The sequence below is a fragment of the Cupriavidus sp. USMAHM13 genome (assembly GCF_001854285.1).
GTDB classification, from domain to species: Bacteria; Pseudomonadota; Gammaproteobacteria; order Burkholderiales; family Burkholderiaceae; genus Cupriavidus; species Cupriavidus malaysiensis.
The window spans coordinates 1,329,225-1,348,992 of sequence record NZ_CP017751.1 but is presented as its reverse complement, the minus strand read 5'-3'; the positions used below and the strand labels follow the sequence as shown (position 1 = coordinate 1,348,992).

Sequence of the window (19,768 nt, the reverse complement as noted above, 5' to 3'; positions counted from 1 at the left end):
GCCTGCGTGCATTTCACGCGAGAATCTCCACGCAGATGCGTGGATTTCACGCATCTGTCAGGCCGAGCTTGAGCATCTGGTGGCGCAGGGCGTGGCGGCTCAGGCCCAGCCGCTGCGCCGCCTGGCCGGCGTTCTGCCCGCAGGCATCGAGCGCCGCGCGGATCAGCCGCGCCTGGAAGCGCGCGGTGGCGGCGTGGTAGTCCTCGCCGGGCACCGGCGCTGCCGCCATGGCGGCGTCCGTGCCGGCGGAGGCATCGGCGGACGCATCGGCGCGTGCGTCGACCTCGCGCAGGATGCGCGCCGGCAGGTGGCGCGGCAGCACGCAGTCGCCCTCCTCCAGCAGGCAGATGCGCTCCAGCAGGTGTTCCAGCTCGCGCACGTTGCCGGGCCAGCGGTAGGCGCGGAAGATGCGCTCGACCTCGGGGTCCAGGTGCGCCATGCGGCTGCCGTACTGCTGCCGGTAGCGCGCCAGGGCCTGCTGCGCCAGCAGGAAGATGTCGTCGCCGCGCTCGCGCAGCGGCGGGATGTTGATGGCGATCACCTGCAGGCGGTAGTACAGGTCTTCGCGGAACTTGCCGTCCTTGACCTCGCTCAGCAGGATCTTGTTGGTGGCGGCGATGAAGCGCACGTCCACGCTGATGGGGCGTACCGCGCCGACCCGGCGGAAGCGCCGCGTGTCGAGCAGCGTCAGGATCTTGGACTGCATCACCGGGTCGAGCTCGCGCACCTCGTCCAGGAACACGGTGCCGCCGTTGGCGGCCTCGACCAGTCCTTCCTTCTTGCCGACCGCGCCGGTGAAAGCGCCGCGCTCATGGCCGAACAGTTCGGATTCGAGCAGCTGCGCCGGGATGGCCGCGCAGTTGATGTCGATGAACTCGCGCGCGGCGCGGTCCGACTGCTCATGGAGAATGCGCGCGACCAGGCTCTTGCCGGTGCCGGTCTCGCCATAGATCAGCACCGTGCGCGCCTGGCTGCGCGCCACGCGCGCGACCAGGTCGCGCAAGGCGGCGATGGAGGGATGGCGGCCGGCCAGTTGCAGGCCGGATGGCTCTTTCATCATCGGGAAGGGGGGGTGGCGGAATACGGGATTACGGATCCCGGGATTACGGGGCAACCGCGGGCGCGGCCATCATACCGCGCCGGACCCCGGGCGCTGCCGGCGCGCTCCATCGCCGCCCCCGGGCCTGGCCGAAGACAGCAAAAGACAGCCAAAGACGGCATGGCACCGCGATGGGGCAATGCTTCGGCATCCCCTCGACAGGAGTAGCAATTCCGGCCGCGTGAACGCGCACAATGTCCTGGCAGCACAGCATGGCGGTGGCGCGCGATCGCCATCGGTGGCGGCAGCTCCACGGGATACCGCATATGAAGCAGCACGCACTTCTGATTCTCCTCGCCCTGAGCGCCGGGGCACACGCCGGCACCTACGGCTCCTATGCCTCGATGTCCGGCCTCGGTCCGACCGGACGCGCGCTGTACGGCGGCGGGGAGGCTGGCGGCGCAGCCGGCGGCGTCTACGGCCAGGCAGCGAACTCGACCTATTCCGGCATCCGCACCACGCCGGACCAGATCAAGATGTACACGCGCGGCGGTGTCAATGCCGGCATCGGCGAGCGCTACAGTGCCGTCGGCAGCAAGGCGGCCGCGCGCAACGCGCCGCCCGATCTCGACCAGATGCCGACCTCGAAGTCGCAGTCGCGCTCGCTGTCGCACTCCGCCGGCGGCGCGCAGCGCAGATCGCCGGGCGATTCTTCCGGCCAGTAGTACCCGTTGCACCAGTAGTACCTTCCCCGCTCCGCCCCTCGCGCACGCGACACCCACACCGCGTGCGCTGCGCCACGCCCTTCTCGTTGCTCCCCTCGCTGCTCCCCCGCGCCCCGTCGTGCCGGGCCGGCACCGCTGACAATCCCCTCCGCAGCAGCGCTTGACGTCGTGCCGAACCGCTCACCAGAATGCCCGCAGGAAGAATCCACCAGAAAAACGAGGGGAACACCACGTGCACAGCACCACCAGCTTCCGGCGCGCCAAAGACGCCGTGCAGGCGGTCGCCTCCGGCCAGGGCTGCTGGCTGGATGTGATACGGACCGCGAGGGATTTCCTGGGCGCGGACAGCGCCTCCTTCGTCTGCCACGACAAGGCCAGCCAGACCGTGCGCTACCTGGAGCACGTCGGCGTCGACGAACAGGCCGTCATCGAGTACGGACAGCACTTCTTCCAGTATGACGACTCGCGCCGCCGCTACTGGTACGCGCCGGCCGGCACCTGGAGCGATTCGTGCGCCGAGCGCGAGCACGAGACCGCGCACGACCGCCTGTTCTGGACCGACTTCATGCTGCCCCACCAGATGCGCCAGCTGACCGGCGTGGTGGTCTGCAACGACGACGAAGTAATGTGCGGCCTCAGCGTGCAGCGCACGCGCGTGAGCACGCCCAGCCACGCGCATGCCGATCACCTGGCCGAGTACGGGCGCCTGCTGACGCACGCCTACGCGGCGCGGCGCCTCGCCGCGCAACGCGGCATGGACCTGCTGGGACAGGTGCTGGATGGCGGCCGCGAGAGCTATCTCGTGTGCCGCAGCGACGGCTACGTGCAAGCCTGCATGCCCGCGCTGGAGGCCCTGCTGTGCGGCGACAGCTACCTGAGCCTGCAGGCCAGGCGCCTGGTCCACCGGGAACCGGCATGGCAGGCGCGCCTGCTTGCCGGCATCCGGCAGGTGGCCGCCACCGGCCGGCCCGCCATGCTGGCCATGCCCGACGGCTGGGGCCGCTCGCTGCGGGTGGCCATGCGGCCGGTGGACAACGACCTGAACCAGGGCCTGAGCGACTGCGTCGGCATGCGCGTGGAGCGCCGCAATATCTTCGACGTGCCGAACGCCGAGATGCTCGCCGAACTGTTCGCGCTGACGCCCGCCGAGGCACGGCTGTGCCACCACCTCGCGGCCGGCCTCACGGTGGACGACTGCAGCAAGGTGCTGGAAGTCAGCCTGCACACGCTGCGCAAGCAGCTGTCGGCCATCCTGCGCAAGACGGGCTGCACGCGCCAGGCCGAACTGATGCGCCTGGTGACGACACTGTAGTGCCGCGGCGGGGCCGGCAAGCTACAGGATGCGCCCCGCGTTCAGCGCGTCGCCCGCATCCAGCGTGCGCTTCAGCGCGCGCATCACCTCCAGCTCGGTCTCGCTGCGGCTCAGATGCAGGAAGGGCTTCTTGATGCGGCCGATGCCATGCTCGGCGGAGATGCTGCCGCCCACTTCCGCCACCAGCCCGTAGACGATCTCGTCGACCGCGAGCTGGTCGGCCTCGCTGGCATGCGGGCCGCTGACGATATGCAGGTTGCCGTCGCCGAGGTGGCCGAAGAACAGGTGCGAGGCCTGCGGGAAGGCCGCCTGCAGCCGCGCGCGCGCCGTCTCCACGTAGTCGGCGGTGACGCGCAGCGGAATGCCCACATCGAAGGAGACGAAGGGCGAAAGCTGCTTGAGCAGCTCGCCGATGGCATCGCGGAAATCCCATAGCGACTGCGCCTGCTCCTGCGTCTGCGCGACGATCACGTCGGCCACCACGCCCTCTTCCAGCATCTCGCCGAGGAAGCCTTCGAAGATCTCCTGCATCTGCGGCGCGGTGCTGCCTTCGGCCTCGACCAGCACGTAGATGGGGTGGCCGCCGCCCAGCGGCACCGCGCGCCCGAGCGCGCGCGCGGCGGCCACCAGGTATTCCTGCCACATCACCTCGAACGAAGACAGCCCGGGCAGGCGCCCGCGCGCCTGCTTGAGGAGCTGGGCCACCTGCGCGAACGATGCCACCGCGCACAGCGCGCTGCGCCGCACCGCCGGACGCGGGAACAGGCGCAGCACCACGCGGGTGACGATGCCGAAGGTGCCTTCGGTGCCGATGAAGAGGTGCTTGAGGTCGGGACCGGTGTTGTTCTTCACCACGCGGTTCAGCATCGGCATCACGGTGCCATCGGCCAGCACCACTTCCATGCCCAGCACCAGGTCGCGCATCGGCCCGTAGCGCAGCACGCGGTTGCCGCCGGCATTGGTGGACACGTTGCCGCCGATCTGGCAGCTGCCGCGCGCGCCGATGTCCAGCGGGAAGTACCAGTCCCTGGCCTCGACGATCTCGGCCAGCTTCGCCAGCGGCACGCCGGCCTGCACGGTGATGGTGCCGCCGATGTCGTCGAAATCCTCGACCTGGTTGAGGCGCTCCAGCGAGATCACCACGTCGCCGGCATCCGGCGCGGCGCCGCCGGCCAGGCCGGTGAGGCCGCCCTGCACCGTGATGCGCGCGCCCTGCGCGCGGCAACTGCGCACGATCGCGGCCACCTCGGCCGTGCTGGCCGGCCGATACACCACGGCCGGCAGCCCGCCCTTGAGGCCGCTCCAGTCGCCGCGGTACTTCTCCAGGTCGGCGGGCTCCCGCAGCGTGCCGGGAATGTCGATCGGATCGACGGGCTTGGCTTGGGTCAACGTATTCTCCTTCTGGCCATCCATGCCTCCATGGATTCGTTCACTGATGGCGCGCCCGCCACGGCGGCGCGCCGCATCCGCTGCAGCGGATTATCCTCCCGCCCGCGCCGGCGTTCCAGTGCCATCGCACTGCGCGCGGCGCGCACTGGACTAGAATGGAGCGCCGCCTGCCACGCGCGGCGAACACCCCGCACCACACGCTCCCATCCATGCCTACCCGCACGCCCGACTCCGACGAACCCGCCAAGCGCACCAGCGCCAGCCAGACCCTGTTCCGCGGCCTGGAGATCGTCGAAACCGTCGCCAAGGGCTTCACCTCGCTGCCCGAGATCGTCAAGCACACCGGCCTGTCCTCCAGCACCGCGCACCGGCTCGCCTCCGCGCTGGTCGAGGCGCGCTACCTGCAGCACGAACCGCGCCGCGGCTACAGCCTGGGCAGCAAACTGATCGAACTCGGCTTCCAGGCCCACCGCGAGTCCGACGTGCTGGCCAGCGCCAAGCCCTTCCTCGAACAACTCGCCGCGCAGACGCGCGACACCGTGCACCTCGCCACGCTGGTCGACGAGGAAGTGATCTATCTCGACAAGCTGCCCGGACAGCGCGCGGTCGAGATCAGCTCGCGCATCGGCGGGCGCAATCCCATCACCACCACCGGCGTCGGCAAGGCCCTGGTACTCGACCGCGGCGAGGACGAGTGGCGCCGTATCCGCACGCACGAAGCCGCCGCCGGCAAACCCGCGCCGGGCGAAGAGGAATGGCTGCGCCTGATGCGCGGCTATGCGGCGCGCGACAGCGCCTTCGACCTCGGCGAGGACGAGCCCTCGATCCGCTGCGTGGCAGCGCCCGTGCGCGACGCCACCGGGCGCATCGTGGCGGCCATCAGCGTGACGAGCGCGGTGCAGTATATGGGGCCGGAGCGGATGGAGGAGCTGGTGGGGGTGGTGAAGGAGGCCGCGGCGGGGGTTAGCCGGCAGTTGGGGGGGAGGAGGAGGTGATGGTCGAGGGGGTGATGGTCGAGGGGGTGATGGTCGAGGGGGTGATGGTCGAGGGCTTGGATTCGAGCGATGTCGGATTGCGAGGCAACGGCCTGTCTCGGCCCTCGTGACTCTGTGCTTGTCTTCGGGCGGTGTCGGTGTGCGAGGCAACGGCCTGTTTCGACTCCCCTGCGGGGAGCCGACTCACTTTCTTTGTCTCGCCAAAGAAAGTAAGCAAAGAAAGGCGACCCGGGTGCGGCGAACCCCCCTCGCGAATGGGCCCCGGCCGCCGCGCCCGTCCGAACTCGCGGCCTGCGGCCGCTCAGACAGCGGACGGGCTTCATCGGCGGCCGGGGCCAATTCGCGAGGCGCCGCACACGGGAGGGAAAGGCCAACCGTTGGTCTGCGAGCGGGCTCACTTTTGCATAACAGCCAGGTTTGCTGAGCCTTTGTGTTCGGCCAGCAGCTGGCCGAACACAGCCCACCCGAAGCGAAGCGAGGCGTGGCGTCTGTTCCCTGCCGTGTGCGGCGCCTCGCGGGCTGGGGCAAAGAGCGGATTAGAGGGCCCCCTGTCTGAGGATCGCCTTAAGGCGATCCGAGTTGGGGCCCGGCCGCTCTTTGCCCCAGCACGCGAGGGGGGGGGTTGAGCCGCACCCGGCGCGCCTTCTTTGCCTACCTTCTTGGGCAAGACCAAGAAAGTAGGTCGGCTCCCCCGCAGGGGGAGTCGAAACAGGCCGTTGTCACACTGACCGATACCACTCGAATCCACGCGCAAAAGCCTTGCGTCACGAAAGCGAGTCGGCTCCCCGCAGGGGAGTCGAAACAGGCCGTTGTCTCGCAGACCGACACCCCCCGAAGACAAGCGACAAGGCATCGAGTCACGTGTGCATTGGTGTGCGGCCAGCAAGCTGGCCGCACACCCCCCGCCCGAAGCGCAGCGAGGCGTGGCGTCTGTTCCCTGCCGTGTGCGGCGCCTCGCGGGCTGGGGCAAAGAGCGGAAAAGAGGGCCCCCTGTCTGAGGATCGCCTTAAGGCGATCCGAGTTGGGGCCCGGCCGCTCTTTGCCCCAGCCCGCGAGGGGGTGTTGAGCCGCACCCGGCGCGCCTTCTTTGCCTACTTTCTTGGGCAAGACCAAGAAAGTAGGTCGGCTCCCCCGCAGGGGGAGTCGAAACAGGCCGTTGTCACACAGACCGATACCACTCGAATCCACGCGCAAAAGCCTTGCGTCACGAAAGCCAGTCGGCTCCCCGCAGGGGAGTCGAGACAGGCCGTTGCCCCGCACGCCAACACCGCCCGAAGACAAGCGACAAGGCATCGAGTCACGCGTGCATTGGTGTTCGGCCAGCAAGCTGGCCGAACACCCCCACCCGAAGCGCAGCGAGGCGTGGCGTCTGTTCCCTGCCGTGTGCGGCGCCTCGCGGGCTGGGGCAAAGAGCGGAAAAGAGGGCCCCCTGTCTGAGGATCGCCTTAAGGCGATCCGAGTTGGGGCCCGGCCGCTCTTTGCCCCAGCACGCGAGGGGGGGTGAGCCGCACCCGGCGCGCCTTCTTTGCCTACTTTCTTGGGCAAGACCAAGAAAGTAGGTCGGCTCCCCCGCAGGGGGAGTCGAAACAGGCCGTTGTCACACAGACCGATACCACTCGAATCCACGCGCAAAAGCCTTGCGTCACGAAAGCCAGTCGGCTCCCCGCAGGGGAGTCGAAACAGGCCGTTGTCTCGCAGACCGACACCCCCCGAAGACAAGCGACAAGGCATCGAGTCACGTGTGCATTGGTGTGCGGCCAGCAAGCTGGCCGCACACCCCCCGCCCGAAGCGCAGCGAGGCGTGGCGTCTGTTCCCTGCCGTGTGCGGCGCCTCGCGGGCTGGGGCAAAGAGCGGAAAAGAGGGCCCCCTGTCTGAGGATCGCCTTAAGGCGATCCGAGTTGGGGCCCGGCCGCTCTTTGCCCCAGCACGCGAGGGGGGGGTTGAGCCGCACCCGGCGCGCCTTCTTTGCCTACTTTCTTGGGCAAGACCAAGAAAGTAGGTCGGCTCCCCCGCAGGGGGAGTCGAAACAGGCCGTTGTCACACAGACCGATACCACTCGAATCCACGCGCAAAAGCCTTGCGTCACGAAAGCCAGTCGGCTCCCCGCAGGGGAGTCGAAACAGGCCGTTGACTCGCACACCAACACCGCCCGAAGACAAGCGACAAGGGGCACCGAGTCACGAATGCAAATCAGGCCACCGGGACACCGGAAAGTCGATCAGCGCTGCTCAGCGCGCCAGATCGAGCGCCACGTCGACGATCATGTCCTCCTGACCACCGACCATGCGCCGCTTGCCCAGTTCCACCAGAATATCCACCGTAGGCACACCGTACTTGGCCGAAGCCGTCTCCGCATGGCGCAGGAAGCTCGAGTAGACCCCCGCGTAGCCGAGCGCCAGCGTCTCGCGGTCCACCCGCACCGGGCGGTCCTGCAGCGGACGCACCAGGTCATCGGCAGCGTCCATCAGCGCGCGCACGTCGCAGCCGTGGTTCCAGCCCATGCGGTCGGCCACGGCGATGAAGACTTCCAGCGGCGCGTTGCCGGCGCCCGCGCCCATGCCCGACAGGCTGGCGTCGACGCGATTGGCGCCTTCTTCCACCGCCACCACCGAGTTGGCCACACCCAGGCTCAGGTTGTGGTGAGCGTGCACGCCGATCTCGGTCTCGGCCTTGAGCGTGTCGCGCAGCGCGCGCACGCGGTCGCGCGCGTCGTTCATGGTCAGCGCGCCGCCGGAGTCCACCACGTAGATGCAGGTGGCGCCGTAGCCTTCCATCAGCTTGGCCTGCTCGGCCAGCTTCTGCGGCGTGGTCATGTGGCTCATCATCAGGAAGCCGACCGTGTCCATGCCCAGCTTGCGCGCGCTCTCGATGTGCTGGCGCGAGACGTCGGCCTCGGTGCAGTGGGTGGCCACGCGCACCACGCGCGCGCCGGCGTCGTAGGCGGCGTGCAGGTCGTGCACGGTGCCGATGCCGGGCAGCAGCAGGGTGGCGATCTTGGCGCGCTTGACGCTTTGCGCGGCGGCGCTGATCCACTCCACGTCGGTGTGGGCGCCGAAGCCGTAGTTGAAGCTGGCACCCGACAGGCCGTCGCCGTGCGCGACTTCGATGGAGTCGACGCCGGCGGCATCCAGCGCCGCGGCGATCGCCTTGACGTGTTCGACGCTGTACTGGTGGCGGATGGCGTGGCTGCCGTCGCGCAGCGTGACGTCGGAGATATAGAGTTTGTTGTCGCTCATGTCGGCTCCTTTCAGGCGGCGCAAAGCTGGGTTTCTGCCATGCGCTCGGCGCAGGCCAGCGCGGCCGAGGTCATGATGTCGAGGTTGCCGGCGTAGGCCGGCAGGTAGTGGGCGGCGCCCTCCACTTCGAGGAAGACCGAGGTCTTGAGGCCGGCCACGCGGCCCAGGCCCGGGACGTTGGGCGCGTTGCCCGCGTCGAAGCGGTCGAACTGCACGGCCTGCTTGAGGCGGTAGCCGGGCACGTAGCGCTGCACCTTCTCGACCATGGCGTGCACGCTGTCTTCGATGCGCGACTGCTCGGTGAGGTCAGACAGCACGAACACGGTGTCGCGCATGATCAGCGGCGGCTCGGCCGGGTTCAGCACGATGATGGCCTTGCCGCGCTTGGCGCCGCCCAGCACCTCGATGGCGCGCGAGGTGGTCTCGGTGAACTCGTCGATGTTGGCGCGCGTGCCGGGACCGGCCGACTTGCTGGAGATGGAGGCCACGATCTCGGCGTAGTGCACCGTCGCCACCTGCGACACCGCCGCCACGATGGGAATGGTGGCCTGGCCGCCGCAGGTGACCATGTTGATGTTGGGCGCGTCGAGCTGCTGGTCCAGGTTGATGGCCGGGATCACGTAGGGGCCGATGGCGGCCGGCGTCAGGTCGATCACGCGCACGCCGTGCTGCTGCAGCCTGGCGTTGTGGTGCTCGTGCGCGCCCGCCGAGGTGGCGTCGAACACCACGCGGATGTCCTGGAAGCCCGGCAGGGCCAGCAGGCCGTCGATGCCCTCCGCGGTGGTGGGAACGCCCAGGCGCGCGGCGCGCGCCAGTCCGTCCGAGGCGGGGTCGATACCGACCATCGCGCCCATTTCCAGATGCTGGCCGTGGCGCAGCACCTTGATCATCAGATCGGTGCCGATATTGCCCGAGCCGATGATCGCGACCTTGACCTTGTCTCCTGTTGTCATCAGAGCACTCCTAAGTGGCGGTGGATGTCTGCCGCGGCGGCGCCCGGCATGCCTTTGGTGCTGCCATCCTAGGCGGCCACTCCTTTAGTGTCAATATATAATATTGACTCCCATATATTGGTACTAAAAAGCTTCGCTTACGCCATAAGGAAGCACGCTGGCGCTGCCGCGGCGTGGAAGGGCGGACAATGGACAAGGGGGCAAGGGGGCAAGGTCTCTGCGGCGGCTGGCGCCGCCTTGCGCGCCGGGCACCGGCAGGCGTAGCGGGCGCGGCCGCCACGGCTTTCGTCATGGCTTGCCGGCCGCGAACGAAGTGGCGCCGGCGCGGTCTGAGCCACCATCGCGCACCAGCGGCACGGCGGTGTGCACCGCAGCAATCATTTCCGGACCAGAAACGGTTTTCCGATATATTTACGTTCCAATCGTCACACCGGCAGCAAGGGAGAGCCATCCAATGAGTTCCGGCCAATTGATCGAAAGGCTCGCCGCCGTATTCGCCCTGATCGTGCTGATCGGCGGCTCGCTGCTGGTGCTGGCCCCCTTCACCACCGCCCTGCTGTGGGGCGCCATCCTGGCCTACAGCTCCTGGTATCCCTACACGGTGCTGTCGCGCTGGCTGGGCAACCGGCGCGGCGTGGCGGCGCTGATCTTCGTGCTGCTGGCCTTCGTGGTGGTGCTCGGCCCCTTCGTCTACGCGGGTGCGAGCGTGTCCGCCCATATCGACGAGATGTCGGCCCTGGTCGACCGCTACGTGGAACACGGCCTGCCGCAGCTTCCCGACTGGCTGACCAGCCTGCCCTACCTGGGCAGCTACCTGCAGACCTCGTGGGACAAGCTGTTGCATGCCGACTCGGAGATGCTGGCCAATGTGCGCAAGCTGCTGGCGCCGGTGGGCCATGCGCTGCTGGGCGCCGGTCTGTCGGTCGGCGCCGGCCTGGGACAGCTGGCCCTGTCCATCGTGCTGGCCTATTTCTTCTACACGGGCGGCGAGTTCGCCGTGGCCTGGCTGCGCGCCGGCATGCGCCGCATCGGCGGCGAGCGTGCCGACCACCTGCTTTCGCTGGCCGGCAACACCATCAAGGGCGTGGTCTACGGCGTGCTCGGCACCGCCTTCGTGCAGGCCCTGCTCGCCGGCATCGGTTTCTGGATCGCGGGCGTGCCCACGCCGGCGCTGCTCGGCCTGGTCACGTTCTTCCTCTCCGTGATCCCGGTCGGCCCGCCGCTGGTGTGGATCCCGGCGGCACTGTGGCTCTATCACGCGGGCTCGGTCGGCTGGGCCATCTTCATCGTGGTCTGGGGCATGGGCGTGGTCGGCATGGCCGATAACGTGATCAAGCCGCTGCTGATCAGCAAGGGCACCGATATGCCGCTGATCTGGATCATGCTCGGCGTGCTGGGCGGCGCCCTCGCCTTCGGCTTCCTCGGCGTCTTCATCGGGCCGACCGTGCTGGCGGTGGCGTACGCGCTGCTGCGCGACTGGACCGTGGGCCAGGCGGTGGCACTGCCGGGCGCCGCCGCGGAGGCGCCGCCCGTGCGCAAGGAAGCGCCCTGAGCCCGCCCATGGATCCGCGTCCACCGACCCCATCCGCACCGCCGGGCGATGCGCCACCGCAGAGCGCCACGCCACCCGCGCTGCCGCCTTCGGCTGCCGCCGAACTCGCGGCCAGCGGCACCACCAACGCGCTGGTGGCCTGCCACTATTGCGATGCGCTCTACCAGCGCGCGGCGCTGGCGCCGGGCGAGCGCGCCTGCTGCCTGCGCTGCGGCAGCCCGCTCTACCAGGACAGCCGGCGCGCCTACCGGCGCCAACTGCCGCTGACCCTGACCGCGCTGATCCTGTTCCTCATCTCCAACGCCTACCCCATCGTGGCGATGGACCTGCAGGGCGTACGCACCCACACCACGCTGCTGGGCGCGGTGGAAGCCCTGTATGCCGACCACATGGAGCTGGTCGCCTTCCTGGTCTTCGCCACCACCATCCTGTTTCCGCTCACCGAACTGCTGATGATGTGCTACCTGCTGGTGCCGATGACGCGGCACCGCATGCCGGCCGGCTTCGAGCGCATCGTGCGCGGCATCTGCCAGACCCGGCCGTGGGGCATGATCGAGGTCTTCATGATCGGCGTGCTGGTCACGCTGGTGAAGCTGTCGAGCATGGCCGAGGTCCTGCCCGGCGTCGCGCTGTGGTCCTTCGGGGCCCTCGTGGTGGTGCTGGCCGCGCTGCTGTCCTTCGATCCGCGCGACCTGTGGCAGCACCTGGACGAGGCACCCGCGCCATGACACCAGCAGGCAAGCCCTCCCCCGCGGAGGAACGCGGCACGGCGGCCGGCCCTTCGCGCCTGCAGCGCTCGCGCGCGCTGGCGGCGGAAGTGGTGGCCGGGATCACCGATGACGACGAGCGCACGCCGCTGGCCCAGGTGCCGACAGCGCGCGCGCAGGGGCTGCTGTCCTGCCACGCCTGCGCCGGCGTCAGCCCGGCCAGCCTGGCCGGCGAGCCGTGCCCGCGCTGCGGCGCCACGCTGCACGTGCGCAAGCCGGCCAGCCTGACGCGCACCTGGGCCTTCCTGCTGTCGGCCTACATCCTCTACATCCCGGCCAACCTGCTGCCGGTGATGATCACCCAGACCATCCTCGGCACCCAGCGCGACACCATCTTCTCCGGCGTGGTCTACCTGTGGCTGTCGGGTTCGCACCTGCTGGCCGGCGTGGTGCTGGTGGCCAGCATCGTGGTGCCGATGCTGAAGATGGCGATCCTCACCTTCCTGCTGCTGTCCGTGCAATTCCGCTCCACCTGGCGCATGCGGCAGCAGACCAAGCTGTACGAACTGGTGGAAGTGATCGGCCGCTGGTCGATGCTCGATGTCTTCGTGGTGGCGCTGCTGGCCTCGCTGGTGCGGGCCGGTGCGCTTGCCACCATCATCCCCGGAGGCGGCGCCCTCGCCTTCGCCTCGGTCGTGGTACTGACGATGCTGGCCTCGCTCAGCTTCGACCCGCGCTTGCTGTGGGATTCGCTGGAAAATGAACATGTCTGAAGAAACGGACCGCAACGCTCCCCCGCCCGCCCGCCCTCCTGCTCCCCCATCGCCACCGCTGCCACCCGAGCCCGCGCGCAAGCGCCGCGCGCGCTGGCTGCCCTCGGTGGTGTGGCTGATCCCGATCGTGGCGGCGGTGGTCGGCATCACCCTGCTGGTCCATACCATCACCTCGCGCGGGCCGGAGATCACCGTCACCTTCCACACCGCCGTGGGGCTGACGCCGGGCAAGACCGCGGTACGCTACAAGGAGGTCGACATCGGGCTGGTGAAATCGGTACGGCTGGCCCCCGACCGCTCGCACGTGGCCGCCATCATCGAGCTGACCAAGGACGCCGAGTCCTTCGCGGTCAAGGACACCCGTTTCTGGGTGGTGCGCCCGCGCTTTGCCATCAGCGGCATATCGGGGCTGGAAACCCTGCTGTCGGGCGCCTACATCGGCGTGGACGCCGGCAAGTCCGACGAGCACGTGCGCGACTTCACCGGCCTCGAAGCGCCGCCGGTGGTGACCTCCGACTCCTCCGGCAAGCAGTTCGTGCTGCGCGCCGCCGACCTCGGCTCCCTGGAGATCGGCTCGCCGATCTACTACCGGCGCCTGCCGGTCGGCCACGTGGTGGCCTACCAGCTCGCGCCCAACGGACGCGACATCACGCTGCGGATCTTCGTCAACAAACCCTATGACAAGCTGGTTACGGCCGACACCCGCTTCTGGCACGCCAGCGGCGTCGACCTGAAACTCGATGCGGGCGGCCTGAAACTGTCCACCCAGTCGCTGGTGACGGTGCTGCTGGGCGGCGTGGCCTTCCAGCAGCCGGAGCATTCGCCCGCCACCGAGGCAGCGGCCGAAAACACGCAGTTCCTGCTCGCCGCCGACCAGACCGAGGCCATGAAGGAGCCCGAGGAGCTGGCGCCGACGCTGGCCGTGCTGAACTTCGACCAGTCGGTGCGCGGCCTGGCGCCGGGCGCACCGGTCGACTTCCGCGGCGTGGAGGTGGGCCAGGTGCGCTCCATCGGCATCGAGTACGTGCGCGCGACAAAGACCTTCCGCCTGCCGGTGGTGGTGGAGTTCTACCCGTCGCGCATGGGCTTCCGCCAGCGCGACGTGCGCGACGAGCAGCTCGCCCACGCCATCGTGCAGGGCCTGGTCAAGCGCGGCCTGCGCGCGCAGCTGCGCACCGGCAACCTGCTGACCGGCCAGCTCTACGTGGCGCTCGACTTCTTCCCGAAGGCGGCCCCGGCCACCTTCGACGGCAACGCCACGCTGCCCGAGCTGCCCACCACGCCGGGCACCTTCGACGAACTGCAGGCGCAGCTCGGCGACATCGTGGCCAAGATCGACAAGATCCCGTTCGAGCAGATCGGCCAGGACCTGCGCACCACGATGGCCTCGCTCAACCGGATGATGGCCAATGCCGACAAGCTGGTGAACCAGCTCAACGGCGACGTCGCGCCGCAGGTCACCGCGGCGCTGCAGGACGCGCGCAAGACGCTGAACGCGGCCAACGGCACGCTGGCTGCGGACGCACCGCTGCAGCAGGACACGCGCCGCATGCTGCAGGAGCTGACGCGCACCGCCGCCTCGCTGCGCGCGCTGACCGACTATCTCGAACGCCACCCCGAAGCGCTGTTGCGCGGCAAGACGGAGAAGCCGTGATGAACCGCCCCCGATTCGACGCCCGCCGCACCGACCCGCGCCGCCTGCCGGCCGCCACTGCGCGCACCGGCGCGGCAACCCTGGCGAACACCCTTGCCGCGGCCGCCCTGGCCGCCCTGCTGGCCGGCTGCGCCTCGCCCGAGCCGCGCTACTACACGCTGGCGCAGGCCAGCGGCACCGGCGCGGCCGCCGCGCCGCAGGCCACGCCCCAAGGCAAACCCGTGTGGATCGAAGTAGCGCCGGTACACGTGCCCGAGCGCCTGAACCGCGCCGAACTGGTGGTGGGCGAGGACGGCAGCGCCGATGGCGACAGCCGGCTGCGCCGCCTCGAACTGGCGCGCTGGTCGGCGCCGCTGCCCGATGAGCTGCGCGATGCGCTGTCGCAGCGCCTGCAGGCCGCGCTGGACGCCCAGGACACTTACCGGCAGGGCCTGTCCGGCGTCGAGCCGGTCTACCGTATCACCGCCGACGTGGTGCGCCTGGATGCCGCGCCCGGCGGCCGCGCCGGCGCCCTGATCAACTGGACCGTGCGGCGGCTGCCGGACGGCAAGCTGGCCAGCGGCCAGAGCCGTGCCGACCTGCCGGCCGGCAGCGGTGTGGACGGCGTGGTGGCGGCCTACCGCCAGATCCTGGCGGGCGCGGCCGACGACATCGCCGGCGGCGTGCGCGCGCTGCAGCCTTGATGCCGCGCGGAGGCGGCCAAGCAGCCAGGGGTGATTAGGCGGAGTTAAGCGGGTTAAGCGGGTTAAGCGGGTTAAGCGGGTTAAGCGGGTTAAGCGGGTTAAGCGGGTTAAGCGGGTTAAGCGGGTTAAGCGGGTTAAGCGGGTTAAGCGGGTTAAGGGGCTAAGCAGCCAGGCGGCTTGTCCACTAGGACGCCGCGCGTGCGATCGCCTGCAGGCATTCGCGCGCGCCACCCTGCACCATGCGCGCCGCGCACGCCAGCATCAGGTTCTTGCCCAGGCCGAAGTCCTCCACCACGTAGCCGCGCGCATCGAGGCCGCGGCCCTCGGCGTCGGTCACCACCGCCACGCGCTCCAGCAGCGTGCCGGCATCGGCGCTGTAGGCCCACACCGGCTTGCCCAGCGCCACCGCGTAGCCGACCTCGAAGGCGGTGCCGGCATCCGGCTCGCCCGGGCCGCGGAAGTCGTCCAGGTTGGCCATCAGCAGGTCGGCGCGCCGGATCAGCGCGAGATTGGCCTGGTAGATCCACTGCGCCGCGGCGGGACCGCTCAGCCCGGGCGGCAGGGCATGGTCGAGCGGGTAGAGGCCGTCGCAGCCGTAGGTGGCGCACAGCGCCTTGAGCGCTTCGCCGTGGGCGATGGCATCGCGGCGGAACACGTCGAAGCCGGCGAGATAGATGGTGGGCATCTTGATGGGTCCGGTCATGCGGGCGCGGAACACGCCCGCTGCGCTGCAAGCATACGCGCGCGGCGTGCGGCGTGCGGGCTCAGGCCGCGCGGCCCTTGCTGCTGCGCCAGACGCGGCGCCCCTTGCTGACCGGCGCGGTCAGCGCGGCGGTGCAGTAGTCGGCCAGGTCGGCCACGGGTGGCTGCTCTGGCTTGCCCTCGGACTGCTGGCACCACTGCGCCAGCGCGTAGACCACGCTCTGGTTGAACCACTGCTGCCGGTGATGCATCACCTTGCGCGGGATGCCGGGCAGCGCAGCGGCGATCAGGCGGCGCGCGCGGATCACGCCGGACATGGCCGCCGGATCGATCATCTCCTCGTTGACCAGGCCCGGGCTCAGGGTAGCCTGCGCCAGCACCTTGACGTAGCGCGCGCCCCACGGCGTGTCGCAGATGGTATCGGCCAGCGCGCTGATCGAGGCCTCGACGATGGTGCGCACGTCGCCGCCCAGGCCGGCGGCCTCGACCTCGTCCAGGTAGCGGTCGCGCAGCACGTTGACCTGGGCCAGGCGGAAGTTCAGCAGGTGGCTGACCAGGGCCTCGCGCGAGCCGAAGTGATAGTGCAGCGCGGAGCGGTTGCGCTGGCCCGCCTCCACCACGATCTGGCGCAGCGGCACCAGTTCCACGCCGTGCTCGGCAAAGAGGCGCTCGGCGATCTCCAGCATGCGCCGCGCGGTCTCGTTCTCCAGCGGGTTGGCGGCCGGGGCGCCGGGCGTGCCGGCGGGCGCCGCCTTGCGCGGGGCAGGCGCCGGGCCGGGCGGCGGGTCCATCACGCTGGCGTCGGCCAGGAAGGAGGAGAGCGATCGGTTGCGCACGCGGCTCATCTGCCAATACCTCATAAGCTAATCCGGAGGATTATCGGCGCAGGCCCTGGTACCGGCAAGCCGGGACAAGTGCGGAGTCGCCCCTGCCCTTTGCGGGCGGGTCCCCGGCGTCTCAGGCGCGCAGGCGCTGCCTGGTGCGCTCCGGGTGCTGGCCGAGGATGCCGACCAGGCAGCCCGCCACCATCACCGCGCCGCATACGCCGAAGCCGAGTTCGAAGCCGTGCGCGGCGCCGGCGTGGGACTGCGCCTGCACCAGCTTCCCCATCACCACCGGCGCGACGGCACCGGCGCTGGTGGAGACCGCAGTGCTGATGGCGATGAGCGCGCTGCGCTGCGCGTCCGGCACGATCTCGCCGAGCACGGCCGGTCCGAGCGCGAAGGTGATCGGCGGCAGCACCGCGGACACCGCCAGCAGCGCCACCTTGCCGCCCGGCGGCAGCGGCAGCAGCGGCAGTGCCAGCAGCAGCACGCCGCCGAGGCCGACACAGACGCAGCTGAACACCACGCGCGCGGAGCGCGAGGAGGCGCCGCGGCGCAGCATGCGCTGCGAGCACCAGCTCAGGCCCATGCTGACCGGCACGCCCGCCGCCACGATGATGGCGAACATGCGGCCGGCGGCGGCAGCGTCGAAGCCCAGGCCCTGTTCCAGGTAGGACGGCAGCCAGGTGAGGGCCAGGGCCAGCCCCCAGTAGGCAGCGAAGCCGGTCAGGAAGCCGCACAGCACGGTGGTGTCGGTCAGCAGGCGGCGGTAGGACACGGGCGCCTGCGCGCGCGCCGGCTCGCTGCCGCCCGCCTGCACCTCGGTGCGCAGCGTGCCTTCGCGCCCCCAGATCAGCCAGCCCAGCGCCCACAGCAGCGACGCGGCGGCCAGCACGACGAAGTTGGCGCGCCAGCCCCACTGATGGGTCACCAGCGGCACGCCCAGGCCGGCCAGCAGCAGGCCGATGGTGGCGCCCTGGTTGATCAGCGAGACCGGCAGGTTGCGCTTCTCATGCGGGAACCACTTGTAGAGCGCGTGGACCGAGACCGGGAAGCCGGGCCCCTCGCCCGCGCCGAGGATGACGCGCGAGACCAGCAGCGCGGTGGCGCTGGAAGCCAGCGCCACCGGGAACTGCACCAGCGACCACAACACCGCCATCGCCAGCAGCAGCCAGCGTGCCGGCACCCGGTTGCCGACGAAGCCGACCACCGCCGCGGAGATCGAGAACAGCCAGAAGAAGCTGCCGGCAACCACGCCGAACTGGGTCGGGGTGAGTTGCAGGTCGCGCATCAGGGGCACCGCCACCATGCCGAGCACGACCTTGTCGAGGAAGTTGATGGCCGAGAAGGCGGTCAGCCAGGTGGCGATGGCCCAGGCCTTGCGCGGCTGGTAGACGCCAGCGGCGGCGGCCGGAGCGCCATCCGCGTCGGCCCGGGCGGTGCCTTGCGGCGGTGAAGTCGTCAGCGTGTCTGCCATGCTTCCTGCGCTCCTGTCTGGTGCCGCCGGCCGCCCCCTGGCGCCGGCGCCGCGCCTGCCGCCGAGCGGCCGCGGGCGCTTGCCTGGTCCCGTCTCCCCTCGCCTGCCGGTACCGCATGCAACACATGCACCGGCCGGAATTAATGCAGGGGATTACCTGATCTTCCGAGAGTAGAGGGTCGCCCGGATTCAGCCCACTGGGGTTTTCCCCGGCACGGCCCGCCGGCCGAGACGCGGCGCCGGCTGACGGCCGATACGCCCCCGGCGCGGCTCCGCAGGAGCCCCACATGTGCTTGACAACGCGGGGCCATCCGGTAAATTTAATCTCCATGCTTAATCCAAAGTATTAAAAAGAGGAGACTCCGGATGACAGACAACACACGCAAGGCCGGCACCGACCGGACCCCGCTCGACACCGGCAGCGGCATCGAGCCGGTCGCCGCGGGCGTCTGGCTGCTGCGCGGCCAGGGACAGAGCTTCGTGGCCGAGATCGACGAAGGCCTGGTGGTGGTGGACGCCGGCCCGGGCGGGCGCGTCACCGCCGGCATGATCGCCAGCCTGCGCGAGGTCAGCACGCGGCCGGTGGTCGCGCTGTGCTACAGCCATGGCCACGTCGGCTACAACGCCGGCGTGCCGTTGTGGCTGGAGGATGCGGTGCAGCGCGGGCACGCGCGCCCGCGCCTGGTCGCCCATGCCAACGTGCCGGCCCGCTATGCGCGCTACCGCCGCACCGAAGGCCTGCAGAACCGCATCAATGCGCTGCAGTTCCGCCGCCGGCCGGACCAGGCCGCCGGCCTGCTGCGCCTGCACGATCCGGACCAGACCTATGCCGAGCAGCTGGTGCTGGGCAGCGGCGCGCGCCGTGTCCACCTGCTGTGGGCGCCGTCGGAGACCGACGACGTCAGCGCGGTGTGGGTGCCCGGGGCGCGCGTGCTGTACGGCAGCGCCGCGGTCATCGACTCGATTCCGAACATCGGCACGCCCTTCCGCACGCTGCGCGACACCCTGCGCTGGGCCGGCACGCTGGAGCGCCTGGCCGACCTGCGCCCGCTCAAGGTAGTGCGCGAGTTTGGCGCGGTGCTGGAGGGCGAGGAGACCGTGCAGCGCGTGCTGGGCCATACCGCCGGCGCGCTGCGCTGGCTGCACGCCGAGGTGGTGCGGCTGATGAACGAAGGCCGCGGCGAGCGCGAGCTGCTGGCCGAGATCACCTATCCGCCCGAGTGGTTCGACGTGCCCTGGATGAAACCGACCTACGGTGATCCGAGCTATATCGTGCGGGACATCTACCGCTCGGAGAACGGCTGGTGGGACCGCAACCCGACCAGCCTGCATCCGGCGCCCCCGGCCGCGGCCGCCGCCGAGCTGGCCGCCGCCATCGCCGACAAGGGCGCGCTGCTGCGCCACGCCGAGGCCCTGGCCGCGCGCGGCGAGCACCAGCTCGCGCTGCACGTCATCGACGCGCTGGCCACCGTGCCCGACGGCGGGCCCGGTGCAGCACCCGAGATCGCGCAGGCCCGCCGGCTCAAGGCGGCGTGGCTGCGTGAGCGCGCCGGCCAGGTGCGCAGCTATGTGTCGCGCAGCATCTACCTGGGCTGCGCCGACCGCATCGAAGACGGCAGCGCGGCGGCCTTCGGCATGCGCTGAACAATGCGCTGAACACGCACGATGCCCCCGGGGCGTGCCCCCGGAGGCTTCCCTCCTCTTGCCCAGGGCCGGAACCGCTTCCGCCGCCCCATTCGTCCACGC

At 70.0% G+C, this 19,768-nt stretch carries 16 protein-coding genes; 9 read left to right on the top strand and 7 right to left on the bottom strand.

Annotated elements, in window-relative coordinates; translation table 11 throughout:
- Window positions 1-46: 46 nt before the first annotated feature.
- Entirely contained in the window at window positions 47-1,060 is a 1,014-nt protein-coding gene (locus BKK81_RS05990; protein WP_156811127.1) for a sigma-54 interaction domain-containing protein, read from the bottom strand.
- A 305-nt stretch (window positions 1,061-1,365) separates the two neighbouring features.
- Between BKK81_RS05990 and BKK81_RS05985 the strand changes: the two genes are divergently transcribed.
- Both BKK81_RS05985 and BKK81_RS05980 read left to right on the top strand, forming a co-directional pair.
- Window positions 1,366-1,764 (top strand): hypothetical protein, encoded by a 399-nt coding sequence (locus tag BKK81_RS05985; protein ID WP_071068673.1) that lies wholly within the window; start codon window positions 1,366-1,368, stop codon window positions 1,762-1,764.
- A gap of 232 nt (window positions 1,765-1,996) precedes the next feature.
- Entirely contained in the window at window positions 1,997-3,076 is a 1,080-nt protein-coding gene (locus BKK81_RS05980; protein ID WP_071011344.1) for a helix-turn-helix transcriptional regulator, read from the top strand.
- A gap of 21 nt (window positions 3,077-3,097) precedes the next feature.
- Here BKK81_RS05980 and BKK81_RS05975 read toward each other — a convergent pair whose 3' ends face one another.
- Window positions 3,098-4,465, bottom strand: coding sequence for an FAD-binding oxidoreductase (locus BKK81_RS05975; protein ID WP_231907980.1), 1,368 nt, complete (start codon window positions 4,463-4,465; stop codon window positions 3,098-3,100).
- 209 nt (window positions 4,466-4,674) lie between these two features.
- Here BKK81_RS05975 and BKK81_RS05970 point away from each other — a divergent pair, with 209 nt between their 5' ends.
- Window positions 4,675-5,460, top strand: coding sequence for an IclR family transcriptional regulator (locus tag BKK81_RS05970; RefSeq protein WP_071011343.1), 786 nt, complete (start codon window positions 4,675-4,677; stop codon window positions 5,458-5,460).
- Window positions 5,461-7,689: 2,229 nt separating this feature from the next.
- Here BKK81_RS05970 and dmpG read toward each other — a convergent pair.
- Window positions 7,690-8,697 (bottom strand): 4-hydroxy-2-oxovalerate aldolase, encoded by a 1,008-nt coding sequence (gene dmpG / locus BKK81_RS05965; RefSeq protein WP_071011341.1) that lies wholly within the window; start codon window positions 8,695-8,697, stop codon window positions 7,690-7,692.
- Between the two features lie 11 nt (window positions 8,698-8,708).
- Complete coding sequence (locus BKK81_RS05960; protein WP_071011340.1) at window positions 8,709-9,650, bottom strand: acetaldehyde dehydrogenase (acetylating); 942 nt, start codon at window positions 9,648-9,650, stop codon at window positions 8,709-8,711.
- Between the two features lie 454 nt (window positions 9,651-10,104).
- Between BKK81_RS05960 and BKK81_RS05955 the strand changes: the two genes are divergently transcribed.
- The 5 genes from BKK81_RS05955 to BKK81_RS05935 are packed head-to-tail and all read left to right on the top strand — an operon-like array spanning window position 10,105 to window position 15,019.
- Window positions 10,105-11,202 (top strand): AI-2E family transporter, encoded by a 1,098-nt coding sequence (locus BKK81_RS05955; protein ID WP_083383963.1) that lies wholly within the window; start codon window positions 10,105-10,107, stop codon window positions 11,200-11,202.
- An 8-nt stretch (window positions 11,203-11,210) separates the two neighbouring features.
- On the top strand, window positions 11,211-11,930 hold the full coding sequence (locus BKK81_RS05950) for a paraquat-inducible protein A (protein ID WP_083383962.1): 720 nt from the start codon (window positions 11,211-11,213) through the stop codon (window positions 11,928-11,930).
- A complete protein-coding gene (locus tag BKK81_RS05945; RefSeq protein ID WP_071011338.1) occupies window positions 11,927-12,682 on the top strand; it encodes a paraquat-inducible protein A in 756 nt (251 codons plus the stop codon). The genes BKK81_RS05950 and BKK81_RS05945 overlap by 4 nt, the downstream gene beginning before the upstream one ends.
- Window positions 12,675-14,336: a PqiB family protein gene (locus BKK81_RS05940; protein ID WP_071011336.1), complete on the top strand. Its 1,662-nt coding sequence runs from the start codon at window positions 12,675-12,677 to the stop codon at window positions 14,334-14,336. Before BKK81_RS05945 ends, BKK81_RS05940 begins: the two co-directional genes overlap by 8 nt.
- Window positions 14,336-15,019, top strand: coding sequence for a PqiC family protein (locus BKK81_RS05935; RefSeq protein ID WP_083383961.1), 684 nt, complete (start codon window positions 14,336-14,338; stop codon window positions 15,017-15,019). Before BKK81_RS05940 ends, BKK81_RS05935 begins: the two co-directional genes overlap by 1 nt.
- Window positions 15,020-15,203: 184 nt before the next feature.
- On the opposite strand, the gene BKK81_RS05930 is transcribed toward BKK81_RS05935, so the two are convergent.
- From BKK81_RS05930 to BKK81_RS05920, 3 genes are all read right to left on the bottom strand, one after another.
- Window positions 15,204-15,704: a nucleoside 2-deoxyribosyltransferase gene (locus BKK81_RS05930; RefSeq protein ID WP_071016121.1), complete on the bottom strand. Its 501-nt coding sequence runs from the start codon at window positions 15,702-15,704 to the stop codon at window positions 15,204-15,206.
- 79 nt (window positions 15,705-15,783) lie between these two features.
- Complete coding sequence (locus BKK81_RS05925; RefSeq protein ID WP_071011335.1) at window positions 15,784-16,566, bottom strand: TetR/AcrR family transcriptional regulator; 783 nt, start codon at window positions 16,564-16,566, stop codon at window positions 15,784-15,786.
- Between the two features lie 112 nt (window positions 16,567-16,678).
- A complete protein-coding gene (locus BKK81_RS05920; protein WP_071011334.1) occupies window positions 16,679-18,022 on the bottom strand; it encodes an MFS transporter in 1,344 nt (447 codons plus the stop codon).
- A 366-nt stretch (window positions 18,023-18,388) separates the two neighbouring features.
- Between BKK81_RS05920 and BKK81_RS05915 the strand changes: the two genes are divergently transcribed.
- Window positions 18,389-19,666, top strand: a complete 1,278-nt coding sequence (locus tag BKK81_RS05915; protein ID WP_071011332.1) for an alkyl sulfatase dimerization domain-containing protein — start codon at window positions 18,389-18,391, stop codon at window positions 19,664-19,666.
- The last annotated feature ends 102 nt before the right edge of the window (window positions 19,667-19,768 follow it).